General features: G+C 66.1%; 22 protein-coding genes. 18 read left to right on the top strand and 4 right to left on the bottom strand.

From position 1 onward, the window contains the following. Window positions 1-22: 22 nt before the first annotated feature. From AC1Q6P_RS03225 to AC1Q6P_RS03215, 3 genes are all read left to right on the top strand, one after another. Window positions 23-1,183 (top strand): COX15/CtaA family protein, encoded by a 1,161-nt coding sequence (locus AC1Q6P_RS03225; protein WP_492663015.1) that lies wholly within the window; start codon window positions 23-25, stop codon window positions 1,181-1,183. Between the two features lie 97 nt (window positions 1,184-1,280). Continuing rightward, entirely contained in the window at window positions 1,281-2,201 is a 921-nt protein-coding gene (cyoE, locus tag AC1Q6P_RS03220) for a heme o synthase (protein ID WP_492663014.1), read from the top strand. Between the two features lie 3 nt (window positions 2,202-2,204). After that, on the top strand, window positions 2,205-2,876 hold the full coding sequence (locus tag AC1Q6P_RS03215) for an SCO family protein (RefSeq protein WP_492663013.1): 672 nt from the start codon (window positions 2,205-2,207) through the stop codon (window positions 2,874-2,876). 81 nt (window positions 2,877-2,957) lie between these two features. Here AC1Q6P_RS03215 and rpoH read toward each other — a convergent pair whose 3' ends face one another. The 3 genes from rpoH to ychF form a co-directional block, all read right to left on the bottom strand. Further along, complete coding sequence (gene rpoH / locus AC1Q6P_RS03210) at window positions 2,958-3,878, bottom strand: RNA polymerase sigma factor RpoH (RefSeq protein ID WP_492663012.1); 921 nt, start codon at window positions 3,876-3,878, stop codon at window positions 2,958-2,960. A gap of 161 nt (window positions 3,879-4,039) precedes the next feature. Beyond that, window positions 4,040-4,549, bottom strand: a complete 510-nt coding sequence (locus AC1Q6P_RS03205; protein WP_102767718.1) for a chemotaxis protein CheW — start codon at window positions 4,547-4,549, stop codon at window positions 4,040-4,042. Between the two features lie 223 nt (window positions 4,550-4,772). Further along, entirely contained in the window at window positions 4,773-5,864 is a 1,092-nt protein-coding gene (gene ychF, locus AC1Q6P_RS03200; protein WP_492663011.1) for a redox-regulated ATPase YchF, read from the bottom strand. Between the two features lie 229 nt (window positions 5,865-6,093). Here ychF and AC1Q6P_RS03195 point away from each other — a divergent pair, with 229 nt between their 5' ends. The 6 genes from AC1Q6P_RS03195 (at window position 6,094) to AC1Q6P_RS03170 (ending at window position 12,421) form a co-directional block, all read left to right on the top strand. Continuing rightward, a complete protein-coding gene (locus AC1Q6P_RS03195; protein ID WP_492663010.1) occupies window positions 6,094-7,206 on the top strand; it encodes an FAD-dependent monooxygenase in 1,113 nt (370 codons plus the stop codon). Between the two features lie 21 nt (window positions 7,207-7,227). Further along, window positions 7,228-7,971 (top strand): DsbC family protein, encoded by a 744-nt coding sequence (locus AC1Q6P_RS03190; RefSeq protein WP_223696476.1) that lies wholly within the window; start codon window positions 7,228-7,230, stop codon window positions 7,969-7,971. A gap of 126 nt (window positions 7,972-8,097) precedes the next feature. Continuing rightward, entirely contained in the window at window positions 8,098-8,583 is a 486-nt protein-coding gene (locus AC1Q6P_RS03185) for a DUF3429 domain-containing protein (RefSeq protein WP_492663009.1), read from the top strand. Window positions 8,584-8,587: 4 nt separating this feature from the next. Continuing rightward, a complete protein-coding gene (locus tag AC1Q6P_RS03180) occupies window positions 8,588-10,384 on the top strand; it encodes a M61 family metallopeptidase (protein ID WP_492663008.1) in 1,797 nt (598 codons plus the stop codon). Next, window positions 10,369-11,604: a DUF3108 domain-containing protein gene (locus AC1Q6P_RS03175; RefSeq protein WP_492663007.1), complete on the top strand. Its 1,236-nt coding sequence runs from the start codon at window positions 10,369-10,371 to the stop codon at window positions 11,602-11,604. Before AC1Q6P_RS03180 ends, AC1Q6P_RS03175 begins: the two co-directional genes overlap by 16 nt. A gap of 19 nt (window positions 11,605-11,623) precedes the next feature. Beyond that, window positions 11,624-12,421 (top strand): enoyl-CoA hydratase, encoded by a 798-nt coding sequence (locus AC1Q6P_RS03170; protein ID WP_492663006.1) that lies wholly within the window; start codon window positions 11,624-11,626, stop codon window positions 12,419-12,421. Between the two features lie 69 nt (window positions 12,422-12,490). On the opposite strand, the gene lysS is transcribed toward AC1Q6P_RS03170, so the two are convergent. After that, window positions 12,491-14,017, bottom strand: coding sequence for a lysine--tRNA ligase (gene lysS, locus AC1Q6P_RS03165; protein ID WP_492663005.1), 1,527 nt, complete (start codon window positions 14,015-14,017; stop codon window positions 12,491-12,493). Window positions 14,018-14,139: 122 nt separating this feature from the next. Between lysS and AC1Q6P_RS03160 the strand changes: the two genes are divergently transcribed. Genes AC1Q6P_RS03160 through AC1Q6P_RS03120 form a run of 9 tightly spaced genes read left to right on the top strand, consistent with a single transcriptional unit; the run spans window position 14,140 to window position 23,164 of the window. After that, window positions 14,140-15,201, top strand: coding sequence for a Gfo/Idh/MocA family protein (locus AC1Q6P_RS03160; protein ID WP_492663004.1), 1,062 nt, complete (start codon window positions 14,140-14,142; stop codon window positions 15,199-15,201). Between the two features lie 13 nt (window positions 15,202-15,214). Continuing rightward, the gene (locus tag AC1Q6P_RS03155) at window positions 15,215-15,808 is read left to right on the top strand and encodes an acyltransferase (protein WP_492663003.1); all 594 of its coding nucleotides are present in this window, start codon (window positions 15,215-15,217) and stop codon (window positions 15,806-15,808) included. Between the two features lie 14 nt (window positions 15,809-15,822). Then, window positions 15,823-16,953, top strand: a complete 1,131-nt coding sequence (locus AC1Q6P_RS03150) for a DegT/DnrJ/EryC1/StrS family aminotransferase (protein ID WP_492663040.1) — start codon at window positions 15,823-15,825, stop codon at window positions 16,951-16,953. Between the two features lie 5 nt (window positions 16,954-16,958). Beyond that, window positions 16,959-18,203: a lipopolysaccharide biosynthesis protein gene (locus tag AC1Q6P_RS03145; protein WP_492663002.1), complete on the top strand. Its 1,245-nt coding sequence runs from the start codon at window positions 16,959-16,961 to the stop codon at window positions 18,201-18,203. A 46-nt stretch (window positions 18,204-18,249) separates the two neighbouring features. Continuing rightward, window positions 18,250-18,900 carry an acyltransferase gene (locus AC1Q6P_RS03140; RefSeq protein WP_492663001.1) on the top strand — a complete coding sequence of 217 codons (651 nt, stop codon included), beginning with the start codon at window positions 18,250-18,252 and terminating at the stop codon, window positions 18,898-18,900. After that, window positions 18,897-19,994 carry a glycosyltransferase gene (locus tag AC1Q6P_RS03135; RefSeq protein WP_492663000.1) on the top strand — a complete coding sequence of 366 codons (1,098 nt, stop codon included), beginning with the start codon at window positions 18,897-18,899 and terminating at the stop codon, window positions 19,992-19,994. Before AC1Q6P_RS03140 ends, AC1Q6P_RS03135 begins: the two co-directional genes overlap by 4 nt. Next, window positions 19,991-21,271 carry a glycosyltransferase family 4 protein gene (locus AC1Q6P_RS03130; protein ID WP_492662999.1) on the top strand — a complete coding sequence of 427 codons (1,281 nt, stop codon included), beginning with the start codon at window positions 19,991-19,993 and terminating at the stop codon, window positions 21,269-21,271. The genes AC1Q6P_RS03135 and AC1Q6P_RS03130 overlap by 4 nt, the downstream gene beginning before the upstream one ends. Continuing rightward, window positions 21,268-22,002 carry a class I SAM-dependent methyltransferase gene (locus AC1Q6P_RS03125; RefSeq protein ID WP_492662998.1) on the top strand — a complete coding sequence of 245 codons (735 nt, stop codon included), beginning with the start codon at window positions 21,268-21,270 and terminating at the stop codon, window positions 22,000-22,002. The genes AC1Q6P_RS03130 and AC1Q6P_RS03125 overlap by 4 nt, the downstream gene beginning before the upstream one ends. After that, the gene (locus tag AC1Q6P_RS03120) at window positions 21,995-23,164 is read left to right on the top strand and encodes a DegT/DnrJ/EryC1/StrS family aminotransferase (protein ID WP_492662997.1); all 1,170 of its coding nucleotides are present in this window, start codon (window positions 21,995-21,997) and stop codon (window positions 23,162-23,164) included. Before AC1Q6P_RS03125 ends, AC1Q6P_RS03120 begins: the two co-directional genes overlap by 8 nt. Window positions 23,165-23,170: the final 6 nt, after the last annotated feature.

Raw genomic sequence — 23,170 nt, 5'->3', positions numbered from 1 at the left:
TGTGTGAGTGAGAAATAGCCTCATGTTCGATCTCTCCCCTCTGTGCCAGCTGGCAGCGTTGGGCGCCTTGATCGCCTGCGGCCCCTTGCTGTGGCTGCGTCTGCGTTCGCGTGCGGCCACGCCGGGCCAGCGTTTGCGCGCGTTGACGGTGCTGACGCTGTTCCTGACTTTCGATTTGGTCCTCTTTGGCGCCTTCACCCGGCTCACGGATTCCGGCCTGGGCTGCCCCGATTGGCCGGGCTGTTATGGCAGCGCCAGCCCGCTGGGGGCGCGTGACGAGATCCATGCCGCCCAGACCGCCATGCCCAGCGGCCCGGTGACGCACGGCAAGGCCTGGGTGGAAATGATCCATCGTTACCTGGCCAGTGCTGTCGGCGTGCTGATTCTGGTGCTGTGCGTGATGAGCTGGCGCCACTGGCTGCAGCGCCGGGCCGCGCCATCCACCAGGCCAGACGCTGCAGCCGCCGTTTCACCGGCCTGGGCTACCTTGACCCTGATCTGGGTGTGTATGCAGGGGGCCTTCGGGGCGCTGACGGTGACCATGAAGCTGTTCCCGGCCATCGTCACCCTGCATCTGCTGGGCGGCATGGGTTTGCTGATGCTGCTGGCCTGGCAGGCCCAGGGTTACAGCCCCAGGCCCTTGCGCCTGAGCCCCGGTCTGCGTGCCGGCGCCTGGCTGTTGATGCTGCTGAGTGTGCTGCAGGTGGCTTTGGGTGGCTGGGTCAGCACCAACTATGCGGTGCTGGCCTGTTCGGAGTTTCCGGCCTGCCAGCCGGGCCAGTGGTGGCCGGCCATGGACTTTGAGCATGGCTTCACCCTGTGGCGCGAGCTGGGGGTGGGCAAGGGCGGCGGCTGGTTGCCTTTTGAGGCCTTGACCGCCATCCACATGACCCACCGCTTGGGTGCCTTGCTGGTGTTCAGTGTCTTGTTGCTGTTTGCCTGGCGCCTTGCCGCTTCTGGTGAAGCCGGCCCCTGGCCGCGGCGTTTGCTGCTGGTGGCGGGCTGGCAGTTGCTCAGCGGCATGTCCAATGTGGTGCTGGACTGGCCCATGCTGGCGGCCCTGGCCCACACCGGCGGTGCCGCGATGCTGTTGACGCTGCTGGCGGCGCTGCTGGCCCAGATCGAGCAAGGCCAGCGCTCGGTGCGGCTGCAGGCCCTGCCGATCCGGCCTGTGGCGGCTTAGCGCCGCTGCCCTCGATGGCTCTGCGCGCGGGAGCCACGCTGAAAATTGTTTGCGCAGATTGCTGCTCAGCCCCCGAATCCCGATACCCTGATCCCTTATGTCTTCTACGCCCTCCGTCACCGCTGCCGCGCCCACCGCCTCGCGCTGGCAGCAGTTCTACCAACTGACCAAACCACGGGTGGTGCAGCTGATCGTGTTTTGCGCCGTCATCGGCATGGCCCTGGCCGTGCCCGGCATGCCCAGCGGCGCGCAGTGGATCAGCATCGGCGCGGCCACCGTGGGCATCTGGCTGGTGGCCGGTGCGGCTGCGGCCTTCAACTGCCTGATCGAGCAGCAGATCGATGCCAAGATGAAGCGCACCGCCTGGCGCGCCACGGCCAAGGGCCAGCTGAGCCGCGCGCAGACGCTGAGCTTTTCAGCCCTGCTGTGCGGCATCGGCTCGGCGATTCTGTGGGTCTGGGTCAATCCGCTGACCATGTGGCTGACCTTTGCCACATTTGTCGGCTATGCCGTCATCTACACCGTCATCCTCAAGCCCATGACACCGCAGAACATCGTCATCGGCGGTGCCTCGGGCGCCATGCCGCCGGTGCTGGGCTGGGCTGCGCTGCGGGGCGAAGTGGGGCCGGAGGCACTGATCCTCTGCCTGATCATCTTTCTGTGGACGCCGCCGCATTTCTGGGCTCTGGCCTTGTACCGGGTTGAGGATTACCGCAAGTCCGGCCTGCCCATGCTGCCCGTCACCCATGGCGGTGAATACACGCGATTGCAGATCTTTCTCTACACCTGGATCTTGCTGGCCGCGACCTTGCTGCCCTTCCTGACCGGCATGAGTGGCTGGATCTACCTGGCCAGTGCCTTGGCCTTGGGTCTGGGCTTTTGTGGTTACGCCTGGAAGCTGTGGCGTGGCTACTCAGACGAGCTGGCCCGCGCCACCTTCCGCTTCTCGATCTGGCATCTGTCGCTGCTGTTTGCGGCCTTGCTGCTCGACCACTATTTGCTGCCCTCGGGCGCTTGAGCCATGAAACGCACGACGAACTCCACCTCTTCTTCGCCCTTGCCCTCGCCCAAGGGCTTGAGCCGCCGCAGCCTGGCCGCCACCGGCCTGGCCTTTGCACTGCTGGGCAGCCTGGCCGCTTGTGACCAGCTGGGCCTGGGGGGCTCCAGCAAGCTGGCCTTTAAGGGCGTGGACCTGACCGGCGCCGAGTACGCGCGCAACCTCAACCTGCCCGATCAGGACGGCCGCAGCCGCAGCCTGGCCGATTTCAAGGGCAAGGTGGTGGTGGTGTTCTTTGGCTACACCCAATGCCCAGATGTCTGCCCCACCACCATGGCCGAGCTGGCCGAAGTCAAGCGCTCGTTGGGCGCCGATGGCGAGCGCGTGCAGGGCGTGTTCGTCTCCGTCGACCCCGAGCGCGACACCCCCGCCTTGCTCAAGGCCTATATGGCCAGCTTCGATCCCAGTTTTGTGGCCCTGCGGGGCAGCGAAGAGCAGACCAAGGCGGCGGCCAAGGAGTTCAAGGTGTATTACGCCAAGGTGCCTGGCAAGACCCCCGAAAGCTACACCCTGGACCACACCGCGGCCAGCTTCATCTTCGACCCCGAAGGCCGGGTGCGCGTGTTCTCGCGCTATGGCTCGGGCGCGCAAGCGCTGGCCGACGACATCAAGCTGTTGCTGGCGGAGAAGCGCTGAAGCTCGAAGCCAGCTGGCGCTTCGCCACGCCAAAAAGAAACGGCCCCGGTAGGGGCCGTTTTTCATGGCGGGCGGGTCGGATCAGGCCGGAGTGAGTGCCTTGCGCATCTTCTTCATGGCCGCCACTTCGATCTGGCGGATGCGCTCGGCCGACACGCCGTACTCGGCCGCCAGCTCATGCAGGGTCATGCCGCCGGACGAATCGTCGTTGACCTTGAGCCAGCGCTCCTCGACGATGCGGCGGCTGCGCTCGTCCAGGGCTTCCAGCGCGCGGCTGATGCCGTCGCCGGCCAGCTCGTCGCGTGCCTGGGCTTCCAGCACGCGGGTCGGCTCCTGGCTGTCGTCGGCCAGGTAGGCAATGGGAGCGAAGCTCTCGCCGTCCTCGTCGCTTTGCGGCTCGAGCGCCACATCGCCGCCGGACATGCGGGTTTCCATCTCCAGCACTTCTTCCGGCTTGACGTTCAGTTCGCGCGCCACATGGGCCAGCTGCGCTTCGCTGAGACTGTTGCGGTGGGTTTGGTCGTCGGCCTGGTCTTCCTTCATGCTGTGCTTCATCGAGCGCAGATTGAAGAACAGCTTGCGCTGGGCCTTGGTCGTGGCGACTTTGACCATGCGCCAGTTGCGCAGCACGTATTCGTGGATCTCGGCCTTGATCCAATGCATGGCATAGCTGACCAGACGCACGCCCTGGTCCGGGTCGTAGCGCTTGACGGCCTTCATCAGGCCGACATTGCCTTCCTGGATCAGGTCGCCCTGGGGCAGGCCGTAGCCCAGGTACTGACGCGAGATCGACACCACCAGGCGCAGGTGCGAGAGCACCAGGCGGCCCGCGGCCTCGAGATCGCCGCTGTCACGCAGACGGCGGGCGGCCGAGCTTTCCTCTTCCGGGGTCAGCAGGGGCAGGCGGTTGACGGCGGAGATGTATGCATCCAGGTTGCCGAGCGAGGGCACCAGCGACCAGGGGTCACGGACCGTCAGAGCAGTGGGTGTAGACAAAGTCATCGCTTTCTTTCGCAAGCCGAACCTCAGCGGTTCCATGTGGTCAATATTAGCACTCTCGTTTAGTGAGTGCCAAATCGCTGGGGTTATTCCGAAAAGTGCATGAATATGCGCTTTCTGGTGAGTGCGCCCGCTAACTTAGAGCGGCGTCTCAGTCGCTTGCATCAATCCAGCAGGCCGAAATCGGGGCTGACGACCATGGTGTCGATGTCCAGCAGGATCAGCATGCGCTCGCCGATCTTGCCCAGACCGGTGATGAAGCGGGCGTCCAGCGCCGCCGCCACTTCAGGCCGCGGCTTGATTTCCTCGGCGCTGAGTTCCAGCACATCGGAGACCGAATCCACCACCACGCCGACGATGCGCTGCGCCACATTGAGCACGATCACCACGGTGAAGGCGTTGTACTCGCCGCTTTGACCCAGGCGCATGCGCAGGTCGACGATGGGCACGATGACGCCGCGCAGATTGACCACGCCCTTGATGAAATCGGGCGAATGGGCGACGCGGGTGGGCGGCTCGTAGGAGCGGATTTCCTGCACGCGCAGGATGTCGATGCCGTATTCCTCGCCACCGATGCGGAAGGTCAGGAATTGCCGCGTGTCATGTCGGGCCTGGCCGCCGGTGGGCTGCAGGGCTTGGGCACCAGAGGAGGGAACCAGTTCGTTTGAGCTCATGGATCGGTGGGCTTGTCTGCGGTGAAGTCGGAAGAGGGCCAGTCGGTGCTGAACGTCTCAGGTCCATTTTGCAACCATTGTGCGCCGCGCCATCGCTCGATCTGCTACCACCGGGCCGGGTAATTTCCCCCATGGCCTGAAGCGCTTCGGCGCGGTGCGGCTGTCGCCCAGAAAAAAACCCCGCCAGGGCGGGGCTGTTGTCGGGGGGGGCGCAGGTCCCGGCTCAGACGTTGAAGAGGAAATTGAGCACGTCGCCATCCTTGACCACGTATTCCTTGCCTTCGGCGCGCATCTTGCCGGCGTCCTTGGCCCCTTGTTCGCCCTTGAAGGTGATGAAGTCTTCGAAGGCGATGGTCTGGGCGCGGATGAAGCCGCGTTCGAAATCGGTGTGGATCACACCAGCCGCCTGCGGGGCGGTGTCGCCCTTGTGGATGGTCCAGGCGCGCACTTCCTTCACGCCGGCGGTGAAGTAGGTCTGCAGGCCCAGCAGGCTGAAACCGGCGCGGATCAGGCGGTTCAGGCCCGGTTCGTCCTGGCCCATTTCGGCCAGGAACATGGCGCGGTCTTCGTCGCTCATTTCCGACAGTTCGGCTTCGGTCTTGGCGCAGATGGCGACCACCGGGCCGTTCTGGGCGGCGGCGTACTCTTTCAGGCGGTCCAGGAAGGGGTTGTTCTCGAAGCCGTCTTCGGCCACGTTGCCCACGAACATGGCCGGCTTGGCCGTGATCAGGCACAGGGGCTTGAGGATGGCCTGCTCTTCCTTGCTGAATTCGATGGTGCGCACCGGCTTGGCCTGGTCCAGCGAGGCCTGGCAGCGTTCCAGCACCTTGACCAAGGCGATGGCGTCCTTGTCACCGGCGCGGGCCACCTTGTTGTAGCGGTGCAGGCTTTTCTCGACCGTGCCCAGGTCGGCCAGGCAGAGTTCGGTCTGGATCACCTCGATGTCAGCGATCGGGTCGACCTTGCCGTTCACGTGGATCACGTTCGGGTCTTCGAAGCAGCGCACCACATTGACGATGGCGTCGGTTTCGCGGATGTGTGAGAGGAACTGGTTGCCCAGGCCTTCACCCTTGGAGGCACCGGCCACCAGGCCGGCGATGTCCACGAACTCGACGATGGCCGGCAGGATGCGCTCGGGCTTGACGATCTCGGCCAGGGCCTGCAGGCGCGGGTCCGGCAGTTCCACCACACCGACATTGGGTTCGATGGTGCAGAAGGGATAGTTCTCGGCGGCGATGCCGGCCTTGGTCAAGGCATTGAACAGGGTGGACTTGCCGACATTGGGCAGGCCGACGATGCCGCATTTGAGGCTCATGGAGGGCTTTCTGGGGAGCTGGGTTGGAGGCCGCGGTTGCGGCCGCTGAACAAGGCGGTCTGGGAGCCGGGCTGAGCCGATGGGGCGGCCGCCGGCTCGAAGCTGGGCGCGATTTTAGGCCAATGCGGAGCCGCGCTGCGCCGGCGCCGCTCCGGCCGGCCGAGTCGGGCGTGCAAAAGCAGCTTCCCCACTCGCCGCAGGCCTGGCCGGGCCTGCCTACAATGCCGCGATGCAAACATATGACGTCCTGGTGCGTGGCAGCGGCTGCGTCGGTCGCTGCCTGGCCTTGGCCCTCGGGGCCCAGGGCCTGCGCGTGGCCCTGCTCGGCAGCGCCGAAGCCACGCCCGCCCAGCGGGAGGACGTTCGCAGCTACGCGCTCAACGCTGCGGCCGTGCGCCTGCTTCGCGAGCTCAAAGTTTGGGATTCCTTGCCGCCCAGCGCCCTCAGCCCGGTCTACGACATGAAGATTCACGGCGATGCGCCGGGCTCACTGCTCGAGTTCTCGGCCTGGAGTCAGGGCGTGTCCGAGCTGGCTTTCATCGTCGACGCTGGTGCGCTGGAGCAACAGCTGGCGGTCGCCCTGCGCTTTTCGCCCCATGTGCAGGTGGTGGACGCGCCGGTGCCGGCGGCCTTGACGGCCTTGTGCGAGGGCCGGGCCTCAGCCGCGCGGGCCGAGCTGGGTGTGAAATTTGAGGTCAACAGCTACGGTCAGCGAGGCATCGCTGCGCGTCTGTGCAGTGATCGGCCGCACCAAGGGGTGGCGCGGCAGTGGTTCCGCTCGCCCGATGTGCTGGCCTTGCTGCCGATTGCCGCGCCCGAGGCGGGGGCCTCCTATGGCTTGGTCTGGTCGGTGCCGGAGGCCCGGGCCGAGGAACTCCTGGCGCTCGATGAAAACAGCTTCGAAGCCGCTTTGAACGAGATCTGCGGGCCCGAGGTCGGACCTCTGCGTCTGGCCAGCGGGCGCGCTGCATGGCCGCTGGCCTTGGCGCGGGCCGAACCCATGCAGGGCCCGGGCTGGGTTTTGCTGGGTGACGCCGCGCATCTGGTGCATCCCTTGGCCGGTCAGGGCTTGAACCTGGGTCTGGCGGACGTGGCAGCTTTGGCCCGCGTGTTGGCCGAGCGCGAGAGCTGGCGCCCTCTGGGTGATGAGCGCCTGTTGCGCCGCTATGTGCGCGAGCGCCAGCTCGACACCTGGGCGATGGGCGAGCTCACCGACGGTTTGCTGCGCCTGTTTGCCAGCGATCTGGGCCCGGTGCGCCGCTTGCGCAACCAGGGCCTGAGCACCTTGAATTCCCTTTCCCCCCTGAAGCGCTGGCTGACGGCGCGGGCGCTTGGCGCCTGAGACCTCCCCAACTTCTTCTCCATGAGTCTGACAACAATGCTGAACTTGAAGACCCTGGCGGTGGCGAGTCTCGCCGCCAGCCTGCCCTTGGTGGCCGCAGCCAACGAAGCGGTGATCCGCAAGAGCCTGGGCGAGAAGTTGCCCGGCATGCCCAAGATCGAGGAGGTGCGGCAAAGCGCGCTGCCGGGTTTGTGGGAAGTGCGCATCGGCAACGAGATCCGCTACACCGACCCGACCGGCAGCTATCTGGTCGAGGGCGAGCTGATCGATCTGCGCACCCGCAAGAACCTCACCGAAGAGCGCCTGAACAAGATCAACCAGGTGGACTTTGCGGCATTGCCCTTGAAGGACGCCGTGGTCTGGAAGAACGGCAACGGCAAGCGCCGCATCGCCGTGTTTGCCGACCCGAATTGTGGCTACTGCAAGCGCTTCGAACGCGCCCTGCAAGACGTCAAGGACATCACCGTCTACACCTTTCTGGTGCCCATCCTCGGTGGTGACTCCGCGGAAAAGGCACGCTCGATTTGGTGCGCCAAGGACGCTACGGTCAGTTGGCAAGGCTGGATGTTGGACGGCAAGGCGCCGGTCAAACCGCTCGCCGCCTGCGACGATGGTGCCATCGAACGCAATACGGCCATGATGCGCCGCTTCCACGTCAATGGCACGCCGGCCATCTTCTTTGAAGACGGCAGCCGCGTGCCGGGCGCCCTGGGGGCCGAGCAGTTGGAGAAGCGACTCCAGGCCGTGTCCGCCACCAAGTCCTGAGCCAGCCAACTGGCAGCGGCTGCAGCGGCTGAGTGATTCAGCAGGGCTTCAGCCGCTTTTTCTTGCCGCTGGCCGGGGCCCTCGCTGAATGGCCCCTGAATTCTTGTTGACCCGGAGCATCCCTGCATGTCTGCCGCCTCTAGTGCCGAGCCCCCCAAGCCGATGAACACGCTCTCTCCTCTGCCATTGCACCCGGTGGCATTGAAGCTGGGGCATCTGGGCCTCCTGCCCTTTGTGGCCGGGGCCGTGCTGATCTGGCTGATCGGTGACCGCAACCTCGAGGCCCATGCCTTCGTGACCCTGGCCACTTCGGCCTACGCGGCCTTGGTGATCTCATTTCTCGGCGGCATCTACTGGGGATTTGCTTTTCGCATGCCCGAGGCCACGGCCCAGCCCTTTGTCTGGGGCATCATGCCCTCGCTGGGCGCCTGGGTGGCGGTGGTGATGCCAGCCTATGCCGGCCTGGTCTTGCAAGGCGGCATGTTGATCATTTGCTATCTGGTGGATCGTCGGCTTTACCCCGCGTTTGGCGCTGCAGCCTGGCTGACCTTGCGTTTCCGTCTGAGCGCGGGCGCTGCCCTGTGCTGCTTCCTGGCGGCGGCAGGGAGCTGAGACCGTGGCCGATATTCGTTATCGCATCGAGCTCGATCAGGCGCGCGACCACCAGTTCCTGGTCACCCTGACCTTGGCCGCGCCGGCGGCCGAGCAGACCGTCAGTCTGCCGGCCTGGATTCCGGGCAGCTATCTGATGCGCGAGTTTGCTCGCCACCTGAGCGGCCTCACGGCCAGCCAAGGCAGCCGCGAGCTGGAGCTGGAGCAAGTGGACAAGGCCAGCTGGCGCGTCGCGTGCAGCGGCCGCAGCGCCTTGGTGCTGCGCTACCGTGTTTATGCATTTGATCCTTCGGTGCGCGCCGCCTTTCTGGACGCCGAGCGCGGCTTCTTCAACGGCAGCAGCCTGTGCCTGCGCATCCATGGACGCGAAGACCAGCCTCATGTGCTGGAACTGGCCGGCTTGCCCGAGGGCTGGCAGGTGGCCACAGCGATGCCGCAGAACGCCGATGGCGGTTATGCCGCGGCCGACTATGACGAGTTGATCGATCATCCCTTTGAGCTGGGGCGCTTCTGGCAGGCGCGGTTCAGTGCCTGCGGCGTGGAGCATCAGCTGGTGGTCAGCGGCGCCTTGCCGTCCTTTGATGGCGAGCGCCTGGTGGCTGACACCCAGCGCATCTGCGAGGCGCAGATCCAGTTCTGGCACGGCCCGACGGGCAAGCGGCGCAGCCCCTTGCCCTTTGAGCGTTATGTCTTCTTCCTGAACACCGTGGACGAGGGCTATGGCGGTCTGGAGCACCGCGCCAGCACGGCCTTGCTGTCACCGCGCCGGGATCTGCCGCGTCATGGTCAGACCGAAAGCAGCGAGGGCTATGTCCGCCTGCTCGGCTTGATCAGCCACGAGTACTTTCACACCTGGAACGTCAAGCGCCTGCGTCCGGCCAATTACCTGCGCCTGGATTACGCCCAGGAAAACTACACCGAGCTGCTGTGGTTCTTCGAGGGCTTCACTTCCTACTATGACGAGTTGATGCTGGTGCGCACCGGCCTGATCGACGAGGTGCGCTACCTCAAGCTGCTTTCCGCCACCCTCAGCGGTGTCCTTGCGACGCCGGGGCGCAAGGTGCAGAGCCTGGCCATGGCCAGCTTCGATGCCTGGGTCAAGTACTACCGCCAGGATGAGAACTCGCCCAACAGCACCATCAGCTATTACGGCAAGGGCGCTTTGCTGGCCCTCGCCTTGGATTTGACCCTGCGTCTGCGGCATGCCGATGGAGAGCCCGCCACCAGTCTCGATGAGCTGATGCGGGGGCTGTGGCAGCGTCACGCGGCGGGAGAGGGGGCCACGGGCGGAATTCGCGAGGCCGACATCCTGAATCTGTTGGCTGAGCTGGGTGGGCCGGCTGTGGCTCAGCAGTTGGCGCAGTGGGTGCATGGCACCGAGGATCTGCCCTTGCTGCCCTTGTTTGAGCGCCTGGGCGTGCAACTGCGCGCCGACAAGCAAACCCTGGCGCAGCGCCTGGGCCTGCGTCTCCATGACGCCAGCGGCCCGATCAGCGTCAAGCAGGTGCTGGCAGGTTCGGCCGCTGCCACCTCGGGCCTGTGTGCCGGCGATGAAATCATCGGCTGCCAGGGCTGGCGCCTGCGCCGCCTTGATGACGCCTTGCTGACCCTGGCGCCGGGACAGCAAGAGCTGCAACTGCTGGTGTCGCGCGACCAGCGCCTGCTTGAATTGCGGCTCGATTTGCCGAGCAGCAGCGCGGGGGGCACCGTCAGCTCCAGCACCACGCCTGTGCAGCTGTGCCTGGCCGACAAGGCGCCCGCGCGTGCACTGAGCCTGCGCCGGGCATGGCTGACGGGCTGATTCAGCTGACCCGCGGGGGGCAGCCATTGGCAGCGCGCCGCTCCTGGTGGCTACCGGCCGCCTTGACGCTGCCGGTGCTGGTCCTGCACGGCTGTCTGGGTGAGGCCGTCCTCGAGATGCACCAGCGCTGGACCGATCTGGCGGAGATGCCGCCCAGGCTCAGCGTCAGCTATGTGCGCGAGCTGAAGCAGAGTCGACCGCCTGCCGCGCCTGCCGCAGCACCGGCACCCTTGCGGCCTGTGAGCAAGAAGCCGCCGGGGGCGGCGCCCGCCCATGCGCAGGCGGCTTCGGCACCTGTGCCGGAGCCGGCACAACCGGAGCTCGACAAGGTCTTGCTGCCCGAACCAGCTGCCAGCAGGCCCGAGCTTGAACTGGTCCCGCCCTTGCCTGAGCTGGCGGCCAGTGCCGAAGCTGCTGCTGCTGCGAGCCAAGCCGCAGGTTCAGCGGCAAGCCAGGCCTCAGCCGAGGGCCCAAGCTTTCAACCCGGCCCCGAATGGCCGCCCTCGACCCGTTTGCGTTACGACTTGACCGGCAATTACCGCGGTGCCGTCACCGGCGAGGCACAGGTGGAATGGATCCGCGAGGGCAGTCGCTACCAGGTGCATCTGGACGTTTCGGTGGGTCCCAGCTTTGCGCCCTTGATCTCGCGCCGTATGAGCAGCGATGGCCGTCTGACGCCCGATGGCATCTCCCCGCAACGGTATGACGAGGACACGCGGGTGCTGTTCAGCAGCCGGCGTCGCGTCAGCGTGCTCTTTCAGGGGGATCAGCTGACGCTGGCCAATGGTCGGGTCGAGCCGTCCGCGCCCGGCATGCAGGATGCCGCCAGCCAGTTCGTGCAGCTGACCTGGCTGTTTCTGACCGGCCGCCAGAGCTTGCGCGAAGGCCAGGTGCTGGAACTGCCGCTGGCCCTGCCGCGCCGCCAGTACCGTTGGCGCTACGAGGTGCTGGGGCGCGAAACCCTGGCCACGCCCATGGGCGAGCTGGACACCTGGCATCTCAAGCCCTCGGTGGTGGCCGGCGGTGGCGACTTGACCGCCGAAGTCTGGCTGGCGCCCACCTTGCAATACCTGCCCGTGCGCCTGCGCATCCGCCAGGACGAACAGACCTACATCGATCTCATGCTCAAGGCGCCGCCGGCCCAGGCGGCCGAGGGCTCGCCTGCCCCAGCGCCTATAGTGAAGCCCAAGATCGAGACCCCGAACCCCAACCTTCCCTGAGCCAAGGAGTGAGACTCATATGAGCAGTTACGAATGCATCATCACCGCCGTGCACGGCGAGGGCCCGCGCAAGACCGCCCTGATCACCCTGAACCGCCCCAAGGCCTTGAACGCGCTGAGCGACCCGCTGTTCGACGAACTGGGCGAAGCCTTGCTGGCCTTTGATGCCGATGACAGTATCGGCTGCATCGTGCTGACCGGCTCCGAGCGCGCCTTTGCCGCCGGTGCCGACATCCCGACCCTGGCCCAGCACGACTTCCAGAGCGCCGTGCGCACCGACATGATCACGCGCAACTGGGAGCACATCCTGCGCGTGAAGAAGCCGGTGATCGCAGCCGTGGCCGGCTTCGCCCTGGGTGGCGGCTGCGAGCTGGCCATGATGTGCGACTTCATCATCGCCGCCGACACCGCCAAGTTCGGCCAGCCCGAAGTCAAGCTGGGTGTGACGCCCGGCGCCGGCGGCACCCAGCGCCTGCCGCGCGCCGTCGGCAAGGCCAAGGCCATGGACCTGCTGCTGACCGCCCGCATGATGGACGCGGCCGAAGCCGAGCGCAGCGGCCTGGTCTCGCGCGTGGTGCCGGCAGACAAGCTGCTGGAAGAAACCCTGGCGGCCGCCGAAGCCATCAACGGCTTCAGCGCCCCGGCCTTGCAGCTGATCAAGGAGCTGGTCAACCGCAGCTTCGAGAGCGGCTTGAAAGAGGGCGTCACCTCGGAGCGACGTGTTTTCCATGCGGTGTTTGGCACCGACGACCAGCGCGAGGGCATGGATGCGTTCTTGAACAAGCGGCCGCCAGTCTTCAAGCACGGCAAGCGCTGAACACCGGCGCTGAAATAAAAAAAGGGAGGCCATGGCCTCCCTTTCTTTTGATGCCCGTCGCTTGAGCGATCAGGCCTCGCGGCGCAGCGCCGGGAACAAGATGATGTCGCGGATGCTGGGCGAATCGGTGATCAACATCATCAGGCGGTCGATGCCGATGCCGCAGCCGCCGGTCGGGGGCATGCCGTATTCCAGGGCGCGAATGAAGTCGGCGTCAAAGAACATCGCTTCCTCGTCGCCGGCGTCCTTGTTGGCCACCTGGGCGTGGAAGCGGGCGGCCTGGTCTTCGGCATCGTTCAGCTCGGAGAAGCCATTGGCGTACTCGCGGCCGGTGATGAAGAGCTCGAAGCGTTCGGTGATCTTGGGGTTGCTGTCCGAGGCACGGGCCAGGGGCGAGACCTCGACGGGGTAGTCGATGATGAAGGTCGGCTGCCAGAGTTTCTCTTCCACCACGGCCTCGAACATGCCGAATTGCAGCTCGGGCAGGGTCCAGTGCTTGGGGGCTTCTTCGCCCAGATCCTTGAGCTTGGCGCGCAGCAGTTCGGCGTCGTCGGCCTCGGCCTCGCTCAGGCCGGCATGCACGATCAAGGATTGGCGCACCGAGAGGCGAGCAAAGGGCTCGTCCAGATGCACGTCCTTGCCGGCGTAGCTCACGCGGGCATTGCCGGTGGCGGCGCGCGCGGCATGGCGCAGCACCTCCTCGGTGAAGTCCATCAGATCATGGTGCGTCCAGTAGGCCGCATAGAACTCCATCATCGTGAACTCGGGGTTGTGCCGGACCGAGATGCCTTCGTTGCGGAAGTTGCGGTTGATCTCGAACACGCGCTCGAAGCCGCCCACGATCAGGCGCTTGAGGTAGAGCTCGGGCGCGATGCGCAGGTACATCTCCTGGTCCAGCGCGTTGTGGTGGGTGATGAAGGGCTTGGCGTTCGCGCCACCCGGGATCGGGTGCAGCATCGGCGTTTCCACTTCCAGGAAGCTGTGCTCGACCATGAAGCTGCGGATCGAGGACACGGCCTTGGAGCGGGCGATGAAGCGCGCGCGGGCATGCTCGTCGGTGATCAGGTCGACGTAGCGCTGGCGGTACTTCTGTTCCTGGTCGGCCATGCCGTGGAATTTGTCCGGCAAGGGGCGCAAGCTCTTGGTCAGCAGGCGCAAGATGGTGACGCGCACCGACAGCTCGCCGGTCTTGGTCTTGAAGAGTTGGCCTTCGGCGCCGACGATGTCGCCCAGGTCCATGTGCTTGAAGGCGTCGTAGCTTTCCTCGCCGACCCCGTCCTTGGTGACGAAGAGCTGGATGCGGCCGGTCGCGTCTTGCAGGGTGCCGAAGGAGGCCTTGCCCATCACGCGCTTGAGCATCAGGCGGCCCGCCACCGAGACGGCCACGGCCTGCGGCTCCAGCGTTTCATTGTCCAGATCGCCATAACGCTGGTTCAGCGGCAGGGCGCGGTGCTGGGGTTTGAAATCGTTGGGGAAGGGGACGGCGGTCTTGGCACGCAGGGCGGCCAGTTTCTCGCGGCGTTCGGTGATCAGCTGGTTCTCGTCCTGGGCTGCAGGGGCGTGGTGCGGAGCGGGAGGGGTGTGCTGGGTCATCATCAACTCGTTGAATTTGCTCCGATTTTAGGCGCAGTGGCGTGATCGTCCGAGCCCGGCTCTTAGAATCCGTCCTCCGCCGCCCTGAGTTCAGGGCGTTTTTGCGCTGTATTTCTGTCCCCGCGATGAGCCTGCCCACTCCCATCCTTGATCGGCCGATCCGCTTCGCCCTGGTGGGTTGTGGGCGCATCTCCAAGAACCACATCGAGGCCATCCAGGCACATCAAGGCCGTGCTGAGCTGGTGGCGGTCTGTGACCACAAGCCTGAGCACCTGGCGGCTGCCCAGGCTTTGACGGGGGCGCCGGGCTTTGTGTCGCTGGATGCCTTGCTGGCCTCGGATTGCGCGCCCGATGTGGTGGTGTTGGCCACGCCCAGTGGCCTGCATCCCCAGCAAGCCATGCAGGTTGCCGCCGCCGGAATCCATGTGCTCAGCGAGAAGCCCATGGCCACCAAATTCGACGAGGGCATGGCCATGGTGCGGGCCTGTCGTGATGCCGGCGTGAAGCTTTTTGTGGTCAAGCAGAACCGCCTCAACGCCACCGTGCGGCGGGTCAAGCAAGCCATCGAGCAAGGGCGCTTTGGCCGCATCTACCTGTCCACGGTCAATGTGTTCTGGACCCGTCCGCAGAGCTATTACGACGCGGCGCCCTGGCGCGGCCGCTGGGACCTGGACGGTGGCGCCTTCATGAACCAGGCCAGCCATTACGTTGATTTGCTCGATTGGCTGGTCGGCCCGGTGGACAGCGTGCATGCCTACACCGCCACCCTGGCCCGCGACATCGAGGCCGAGGACACCGGCGTGATGAGCGTGCGCCTGCGCCATGGTGGCCTGGGTTCCATCAATGTGACCATGCTGACCTTCCCGCAGAACCTGGAGGGTTCGATCACCATCCTCGGTGAAAAGGGCACGGTCAAGATTGGCGGCACGGCGGTCAACAAGATCGAGCATTGGCAGTTTGCCGAGCCGCATCCCGACGACGAAGCGGTGCAAACAGCCAGCTATGAAACCGGCAGCGTCTACGGCTTTGGCCATCCGCTGTACTACGACAACGTGATCAAGACGCTGCGCGGTGAGGCCAGCGCTCAGGTGGACGGTTATGAGGGTCTGCGTTCGTTGGAGATATTGATCGCCGCCTATCGCAGCGCGCGGGACGGCCAGCGTGTCGGTCTGCCCCTGGTGTTTTGAGTCAGGTCATCTCATGAGTTTTTGGAAGCATGACAGCGCCATCGTTGACGAAGGTGCGCAGCTGGGCGAGGGCAGCAAGGTCTGGCATTTCGCCCATGTGAGCCCGGGTGCCCGCATCGGTGCGCGTTGCTCGCTGGGGCAGGGCGTGTACGTGGGCAATGATGTGCGCATCGGCGACAACGTCCGCATCCAGAACAACGTCTCGGTCTACGACGCGGTGACGCTGGAGGACGATGTCTTCTGTGGCCCCAGCATGGTCTTCACCAATGTCTACAACCCCCGCGCTGCGGTGGCGCGCAAGGCCGAGTACCGCCGCACGCTGATCAAGCGCGGCGCCACCCTGGGCGCCAACTGCACCATCGTCTGTGGCAGCACGGTCGGCGCCCATGCCTTCATCGGCGCGGGGGCGGTGGTGCAGAAGGATGTGGCCGACTTCGCCTTGATGGTGGGCGTGCCGGCCCGGCGCATCGGCTGGATGAGCCGCTTCGGCGAGCGCCTGGAATTCGACGCCGAGGGGCGGGCGCAGTGCCCGCACACCGGCGATATCTACGAACTGCAAGCTGATGGCGCACGCTGTGTGCTCGTGACAGAAGGAAGCCTCGCGTGAGCACGACGAATGCCCTGCCTTTCATCGATCTCAAGGCGCAGTACGCCGCGTTGAAGACCCGCATCGACGCCCGCATCCAGCAGGTGCTGGACCATGGCCAGTACATCATGGGCCCCGAGGTCAAGGAGCTGGAAACGCAGCTGGCGGCCTACGTCGGCGTCAAGCACTGCATCACCGTCTCCAGCGGCACCGAGGCCTTGCTGATCGCGCTGATGGCGCTGGATCTGAAGCCTGGCGACGAGGTCATCACCACCCCGTTCACCTTTGCGGCGACGGCCGAAGTCATCGTCCTGTTGGGTGCGGTGCCGGTGTTCGTGGACATCGAGCCCGACACCTGCAATATCGATGCACGCTTGGTCGAGGCCGCCATCACGCCGCGCACCCGGGCCATCATGCCTGTGAGCCTGTACGGTCAGGTCTGCGATCTGGACGAGATCAATGCGATTGCGGCGCGTCATGGCGGCATCCCCGTGATCGAAGACGCAGCGCAGAGCTTCGGCGCCAGCTACAAGGGCCGGAAGAGTTGCGGCTTGTCGACCTTTGGCGCCACCAGTTTCTTCCCCAGCAAGCCCCTGGGTTGCTACGGTGATGGCGGCGCCCTGTTCACCAACGACGATGCACTGGCGCAGGCCGCGCGCGAGATCCGTGTGCACGGCCAGAGTCAGCGCTACACCCACACCCGCGTGGGCGTGGGCGGCCGGATGGACACCTTGCAGTGCGCCATCGTCCTGGCCAAGCTCGAACGCTTCGATTGGGAGATTGCGCAGCGGCTCAAGGTCGGCGCGCGCTACCAGGCCTTGCTGGCCGAGTTGCCAGCGTCGCTGGGGGTTCAGCGCTTGGTGGTGCGCGAGGATCGCGACTGCGTCTGGGCCCAGTTCACCCTGCACCTCGATGCCCGTGAAGCGGTGCAGACAGCGCTGCAGGCCGCCGGGGTGCCGACTGCGGTGCATTACCCCAAGCCCATGCACCAGCAACCTGCCTACGCTGCGTACGGCTGCGGCCAGAGCTTCCCGGAGGCCGAAAAGGCTGCGCGCCGGGTGATGAGCCTGCCCATGAGTGCAGACCTGAGCGAAGCCCAGCAGGATCAGGTGCTGGCCGCGCTGCGTCAGGCGCTGATCGACCTGGCGGCGCTCACTCCCGCCTGAGCGCAATGCGCTCGGGCCTGCTCCGCTCCACCCTGACCCTGCTGGCCGGGGGCGTGCTCGCCCAGGCTCTGCCTTTGTTGCTGGGGCCTTGGCTGACGCGGATCTACAGCCCGGAGGAGTTTGGCCAGTTCGCCAGCCTGTGGGCGCTGGCGGCCAATCTGGCGGTGGTGGCCTGCGCCCGCTATGAGTTCGCCCTGCCGCTGGAGACCGAGGAGGCGGACGCTGCGGTCCTGATGGCTTTGTGTGCCCGGCTCTTGCTGGCCATGACTGGTGTGGCGGCGCTGGTGGGCTTGATCATGGCTTGGCTCGCAGAGGCTGGTCAGGGCCCGGCCTTGTTTTTGCCGTTGGCAGTGCTGGCGGGCGGGCTGAGCCAGTGGCTCACGCTTTGGGCCAGCCGGGCAGGGCGCTTCAGTGCCACGGCCCTGGCCCGCGTGCTTCAGTATGGCGGCGCAGCGCTGTTGCAGCTGGGTCTGGGTCTGCTGGCCTTCGGGGTTTGGGGCTTGCTGCTCGGGCCCATTGTTGCGGGTATCGCTGCGGCCCTGGTCTTGGCCCGGCCGGCGCCGGCCGGTGGCTGGCGGATGCTGTGGCGCCAGCCCTGGGCGGATCTGAGGGCCATGGCGCGACGCCATCGCGAGTTCCCTCTGCTCAACACGCCCCATGCCTTTGCCGGGGCCTTGCAGGACAGCCTGGCGCTGTTTTTGTTGGTGTGGTGGCTCGGTGATGCCTCGGCCGGCTTTTGGGCCTTGGCCTTGCGCTATCTGAAGGCGCCGGCGGGTTTGGTGGGCAGTGCCTTGTCGCAGCCGCTGTACACCCGCTTGGTGGCCTTGCAGACCGTCGAACAGGCGCGTCAGCTGGTACAGCGCCTTCTGCTGCTGCTGCTGGCTCTCGGCTTGAGTTTGGCGGCGCTGCTGATGGTCTGGGGGCCGGACCTGTTCGTCTGGCTGTTCGGCGAGCGCTGGCGCGAGGCCGGGCAGTTGGCCCGCGCGCTGGCGCCCTACATCGCCCTGCATTTCGTTGCCTCGCCGCTGTCGGTGGCCACACTGGCCTGGGGTCAGCAGGCCTGGGCGCTGCGTCTGGCGCTGTGGGGGCAGCTGGCCTTTGCCTTGGGCTTGGGGCTGGGCCTGTTCTGGGGCGGCTTGATCGGCGCGGCCTGGGGGGTGTCTGCGATGATGTCGGCCTACTTCATGTACTTTTTCCTGGCCTTGCCCGCCCGCGCCGCCGTGGTTCCGGCGCGTGCGAGCTTGAGTTGAGCTCTTCGCCCGTTTTGTTCCGCCGTCCTGCTTGCTTGATCGAGAGATGAACCGACCTTCCCCGTCCCCTGACACCTTGCCTGCCGCGCCCCTGTGGCGGCGCGCCTGGCAGCCGCTCAAGCTGCTGGCTTCGCGCCTGTGGGGCACGCGCATGGTCTGGGGCTTTGTGCGCGGTGACGGGGTCTTTTTGCCCAACACCCGCATCAGCAACACCAGCGAGGTGTTCGACAGGCCGGCGCTGGATGTGGGCGACCATGTCTTCATCGGTCATTTCAGCGTGCTCGATGCCAGTGGGGGGCTGCACATCGGCGAGGGCTGCCAGATCGGCTTTTTCACCGGCTTGTTCAGCCATTCCAGCCATGCCGCCATCCGCCTGTATGGCCGGGCCTATGTCAGCACGCCCGAGAAGCAGGCCTATTTCAAGGCGCCGGTCTCGCTCGGCCCCTATTGTTTTGTCGGCGCCCATGCCACGCTGCTGCCCGGCACTCGGCTGGGCAAGGGCTGCATCGTGTCGGCCTACTCGCTGGTCAGCGGTGAGTTCCCGGATTTCGCCATCATCGCGGGCAACCCGGCCCAGCAGGTCGGTGACACGCGGCGCATGGACGCGCGTCTGCTGGCCCAGCACCCGGAGCTGCAGCCGCATTACCTGGCCTGGGCCGGCGCCTTGCCGAAGGCCGTCGACGAGGTGCAGGCGTGAGTGAGTTGAAGGCCTTGCGCCTGGTCTTGATCGGCGATGGTGAGAGCCCGCACCTGCTGAAATGGGCGCGGGCGCTGGCGCCGCAGGTGGAGCTTTGGGCGGCCTCTTCGAGGGGGTTTGTGCCCGAATTCGAGGCCTTGCTGCCGGCGGCGCGGCGCTATGCGATGAACACCGACCCGGCGCATGCCGGCGGCAATGTGACCCTGCTCAAGCAGCTGCCGGCGCTGGCGGAATGGCTGGCTCGTGTCGATGCCGATTGGCTGCATGCGCATTACCTGACCTCGCACGGCACCCTGGCCTGGATGGCCCGGCGCGGCTGGCGTCTGCGTGCCCGCATCGCGGGCTCGGCTTGGGGCAGCGACATCCTGGTCACGCCCGAGCAGAGCTGGCCTTACCGCTGGCTCACCCGGAAGGTCTTGAAGGCCTGCAGCGTGTGCACCTCGGACTCGCAGCACATGACGGCCCGCATGCACGAGCTGGGCGCCAGCGAGGTGATGACCTTTCCCTTCGGCCTGGAAGCCATGCCCAAACCGCCGGCTCGCAAGCAGCCCTGGCTGTTTTTTGCCAACCGGGGGCTGGAGCCCATTTATCGGCCCGAACGCGTGATCGACACCTTCGCGGCCATTGCCCGGCAGCAGCCGGAGGCCCAGTTGGTGATCGCCAACGATGGCTCGCTGCGTGCGGCCTTGGAGGCTCAAGCGCAGGCCCTGGGCGCCGGTCTGGCCGGGCGCATTCAGTTTGTCGGTCGCCTGGACGCCAAGCGCCAGGCCGAGCAGTACGCCCTCGCCCGCTGGTATCTGAGCTTGCCGCAGAGTGATTCGGTGGCGGTGTCGGTGCTGGAGGCCATGGCCCATGGCTGCGTGCCGCTGCTCTCGGATCTGCCCGCCAACCACGAGCTGCTGGCGGAGCCTGGCCGCGGCCTGATCCTGGACCCAGAGAACGAGGCCGCCCGCGAAGCCTTGCCGGGCCGTTTGCTGGCGCTGGACACCGCCGCGGCGGCAGCCGCCAACCGCGACTGGGTGGCCCGCCATGGCTTGTTTGCACCGGCGGTGCAGCGCTTCCTGACCCGATTGAAAGAACTGTCTGCCCCGTGAAGATCCTGCTCATCAACCATTACGCCGGCTCACCGCAGCATGGCATGGAGTTCCGCCCCTTCTACCTGGCGCGGGAATGGGTGCGCATGGGTCACCAGGTGCTGATCCTGGGTTCAGTGAAATCGCATGTGCGCGCCACCGAGCCGCAGCCGGGCGTGCAGATCATCGATGGCGTGCACTACTGCTGGTATGACACGCCCGAGTACCAAGGCAATGGGCTGGGGCGCTTGCGCAATATCGGGTCTTTCTGCCGCCAGGTCTGGGGCGATGGCAAGAACCTGGCCGAGGGTTTCCAGCCCGATGCGGTGATCGCGTCCAGCACCTACCCCATGGACATCTGGGTGGCGCGCAAGATTGCGCGTCTGGCCCGTGCGCAGCTGGTCTACGAGGTGCACGACCTCTGGCCCCTGTCGCCGATCGAGCTCTCGGGCATGTCGCCTTACCATCCCTTTGCCATGCTTTGCCAGAAGGCCGAGAACGACGCCTACCGCGATGCCGATGTGGTGGTCTCCATGCTGCCCAAGGTGCATGAGCACATGGCTGCCCATGGCCTGGACCTGCGCAAGCTGCACATCGTGCCCAATGGCATTGCGCTGGACGAGTGGTCCGACACAGCGCCGCCCGTGCCGCTGCAGGGCGAGCTTGCCGCGCATCTGGATGCCTTGGCGGCGCAGGGCCAGCTGGTGCTGGGCTATGCGGGCTCGCACGGCCTGCCCAATGCACTCGATGTGCTGCTCGATGCGGCCCGCCTGTTGCAGCAGGCGCCCGAGGGCAGCCCGGCTCGGCGTGTGGCCATCGTCATGGTCGGCGGTGGCCACGAGAAGGCGCGCCTGCAGGCTCGCGTGGCGGCCGAGGGCCTGAGCCAGGTGCGCTGTTTCGACGCCATCCCCAAGGCCCAGATCCCCGCCTTGCTGGCTCGCTTTGACATCGCCTACATCGGCTGGCAGCGCACGCCGATCTACCGCTTCGGCATCGCACCGAACAAACTGATGGACTACATGATGGCGCGCCGTCCGGTGCTGCATTCGGTGGAGGCCGGCAATGACCCGGTGCGCGAAGCGGGCGCCGGCCTGACCGTGCCGCCGGAGGACGCGCAGGCGGTGGCCGATGGCGTGCTGCGCCTGGCGGCCCTGAGCGCGGCGGAGCGCGCCGCCATGGGCGAGCGTGGCCGCGCCTTTGTGTTGGCCGAGCACAGCTATCCGGTGCTGGCGAGGCGCTTTTTAGCAGCTCTGTCGGTTCTGGCGCCGAATTCTGAGCATGCAGGTGCGCAGCCATGATCCAGCGCCAGACCGAGCTCGACGCCATCGCCCAGCGCTACCAGCGCCGCGCCGCGGCCGGCCTGGGCGATCGCTACAGCTTGCTGCGGCCCGAGGTCTGGCAGATGCTGCAGGAGCGCCAGCGTGCTTTGCTGCGTGAGCTGGCGGTGCGGCCCGGTGCCGTGGCGGACTGGCGGCTGACCGAGGTGGGCTGCGGCGCCGGTGGCAATTTGCTGGAGTTTTTGCGCCTGGGCCTGCGGCCCGAACATCTGCAGGGCGTCGAGTTGCTGCCCGAGCGGCACGCCGCTGCGCGCGAGTTTCTGCCCGCGGCGCTGCAGCTGCACCTGGGCGATGCCTCGGCGGCGGCCATCGAGGCACAGAGCCAGGACTTGATCCTGCAGTCCACGGTGTTCTCCTCGATTCTGAGCGACAGCGTGCAGCAGGCCGTGGCCCAGGCCATGTGGCGCTGGCTCAAGCCGGGCGGTGCCGTGCTCTGGTACGACTTCATCGTCGACAATCCACGCAATGCCGATGTGCGCGGCGTGCCGCTGGCGCGTGTGCGGGCCCTGTTCCCTGAGGCGGATTCCATCCGCTGGCAACGCCTGACCCTGGCGCCGCCGCTGGCGCGCTGGGTGTGCCGCCTGCATCCGCAGGCCTACAGCTGGTTCAACAGCATCCCCTGGCTGCGCACCCATGTGCTGGCTGTGATCGAGAAGAAAACGTCGTCTGTCCGAAATGTCCGCCATGAGTGAGTCGCCCCTGCCGTTCCTGCCCTTTGCCTTGCCCGAAATTGGTGAGGACGAGATCCATGAGGTGGTGGACACCTTGCGCTCCGGCTGGGTGACCACCGGCCCCAAGGCCAAGCGCTTCGAGCAGGAGTTCGCTGCCTTCCTTGGCGAGCCCGAGATCGAGTGCATCGCCGTCAACTCCGCCACCGCCGGCCTGCACCTGGCGCTGGAGGCCATGGGTATCGGCCCCGGCGACGAGGTCATCACCACCACCCACACCTTCACCGCCACCGCCGAGGTGGTGCGTTATCTCGGTGCGGACGTGGTGCTGGTGGACATCGACCCCGCAACCCTCAACATCGATCCACGTCTGGTTGAGGCCGCCATCACGCCCCGCACCCGCTGCATCATTCCGGTGCATTACGCCGGCCTGGCGGTGGACATGATTGCCATCCTGGATATCGCTCGCAAGCACGGTCTGCGTGTGCTGGAAGACGCCGCCCATGCCCTGCCCACCACGCTGGAGAAGGAACTGATCGGCACCATGGGCAGCGACGCTACGGTGTTCAGCTTCTACGCCAACAAGACCATGACCACGGGTGAGGGCGGCATGCTGGTGACGCGAAATGCCGAGCTGGCCAAGCGGGCCAAGGTCATGCGCCTGCATGGCATGAATCGCGATGCCTTTGACCGCTTCACTGCCAAGGTGCCCAGCTGGTATTACGAGATCGTGGCCCCGGGCTTCAAGTACAACCTGACCGATATCGCAGCGGCGCTGGGCATCCACCAGCTCAAGCGCATCCAGACTTTTCAGGCACGGCGCGAGCAGATCGCGGCGGCCTACAACGAGGCCTTTGCGGACCTGCCTTTGATCTTGCCGCCCAAGGCCGTCGAGGGTGATGTGCACAGCTGGCATCTCTATGTGCTGCGCCTCAGCGATGCGGCCAAGATCGAACGTGACGCCTTCATCGAGGCCATGTTCGCCGCCGGCATTGGCTGCAGCGTGCACTACATCCCCTTGCATCTGCAGCCCTACTGGCGCGAGCGCTACGGTCTGACGCCCGAGCAGTTCCCGCATTCGCAAAAGGCCTACGAGCGCAGCTTCAGCATTCCGCTTTACACGGCCATGAGCGATGCCGATGTGCAGCGCGTGATTGCGGCCGTCCGCCGCATCGCGCTGGCTTGAGCGCCT

Source organism: Roseateles sp. GW835-FHT13E02, assembly GCF_058794035.1.
This window is presented reverse-complemented; position numbering and strand designations above follow the sequence as displayed.

Excerpts from the sequence above, each read along its gene's own strand:
- ychF (WP_492663011.1), bottom strand. The coding sequence starts at position 5,864 with ATGAGCCTCAAATGCGGCATCGTCGGCCTGCCCAATGTCGGCAAGTCC.
- cyoE (WP_492663014.1), top strand. The coding sequence starts at position 1,281 with ATGTCTTCTACGCCCTCCGTCACCGCTGCCGCGCCCACCGCCTCGCGC.
- AC1Q6P_RS03190 (WP_223696476.1), top strand. The coding sequence starts at position 7,228 with ATGAGTCTGACAACAATGCTGAACTTGAAGACCCTGGCGGTGGCGAGT.
- AC1Q6P_RS03160 (WP_492663004.1), top strand. The coding sequence starts at position 14,140 with ATGAGCCTGCCCACTCCCATCCTTGATCGGCCGATCCGCTTCGCCCTG.
- AC1Q6P_RS03225 (WP_492663015.1), top strand. The coding sequence starts at position 23 with ATGTTCGATCTCTCCCCTCTGTGCCAGCTGGCAGCGTTGGGCGCCTTG.
- AC1Q6P_RS03140 (WP_492663001.1), top strand. The coding sequence starts at position 18,250 with ATGAACCGACCTTCCCCGTCCCCTGACACCTTGCCTGCCGCGCCCCTG.
- lysS (WP_492663005.1), bottom strand. The coding sequence starts at position 14,017 with ATGATGACCCAGCACACCCCTCCCGCTCCGCACCACGCCCCTGCAGCC.
- AC1Q6P_RS03215 (WP_492663013.1), top strand. The coding sequence starts at position 2,205 with ATGAAACGCACGACGAACTCCACCTCTTCTTCGCCCTTGCCCTCGCCC.
- AC1Q6P_RS03120 (WP_492662997.1), top strand. The coding sequence starts at position 21,995 with ATGAGTGAGTCGCCCCTGCCGTTCCTGCCCTTTGCCTTGCCCGAAATT.
- AC1Q6P_RS03175 (WP_492663007.1), top strand. The coding sequence starts at position 10,369 with ATGGCTGACGGGCTGATTCAGCTGACCCGCGGGGGGCAGCCATTGGCA.
- AC1Q6P_RS03205 (WP_102767718.1), bottom strand. The coding sequence starts at position 4,549 with ATGAGCTCAAACGAACTGGTTCCCTCCTCTGGTGCCCAAGCCCTGCAG.
- AC1Q6P_RS03170 (WP_492663006.1), top strand. The coding sequence starts at position 11,624 with ATGAGCAGTTACGAATGCATCATCACCGCCGTGCACGGCGAGGGCCCG.
- AC1Q6P_RS03155 (WP_492663003.1), top strand. The coding sequence starts at position 15,215 with ATGAGTTTTTGGAAGCATGACAGCGCCATCGTTGACGAAGGTGCGCAG.
- rpoH (WP_492663012.1), bottom strand. The coding sequence starts at position 3,878 with ATGACTTTGTCTACACCCACTGCTCTGACGGTCCGTGACCCCTGGTCG.
- AC1Q6P_RS03125 (WP_492662998.1), top strand. The coding sequence starts at position 21,268 with ATGATCCAGCGCCAGACCGAGCTCGACGCCATCGCCCAGCGCTACCAG.
- AC1Q6P_RS03195 (WP_492663010.1), top strand. The coding sequence starts at position 6,094 with ATGCAAACATATGACGTCCTGGTGCGTGGCAGCGGCTGCGTCGGTCGC.
- AC1Q6P_RS03145 (WP_492663002.1), top strand. The coding sequence starts at position 16,959 with ATGCGCTCGGGCCTGCTCCGCTCCACCCTGACCCTGCTGGCCGGGGGC.
- AC1Q6P_RS03185 (WP_492663009.1), top strand. The coding sequence starts at position 8,098 with ATGTCTGCCGCCTCTAGTGCCGAGCCCCCCAAGCCGATGAACACGCTC.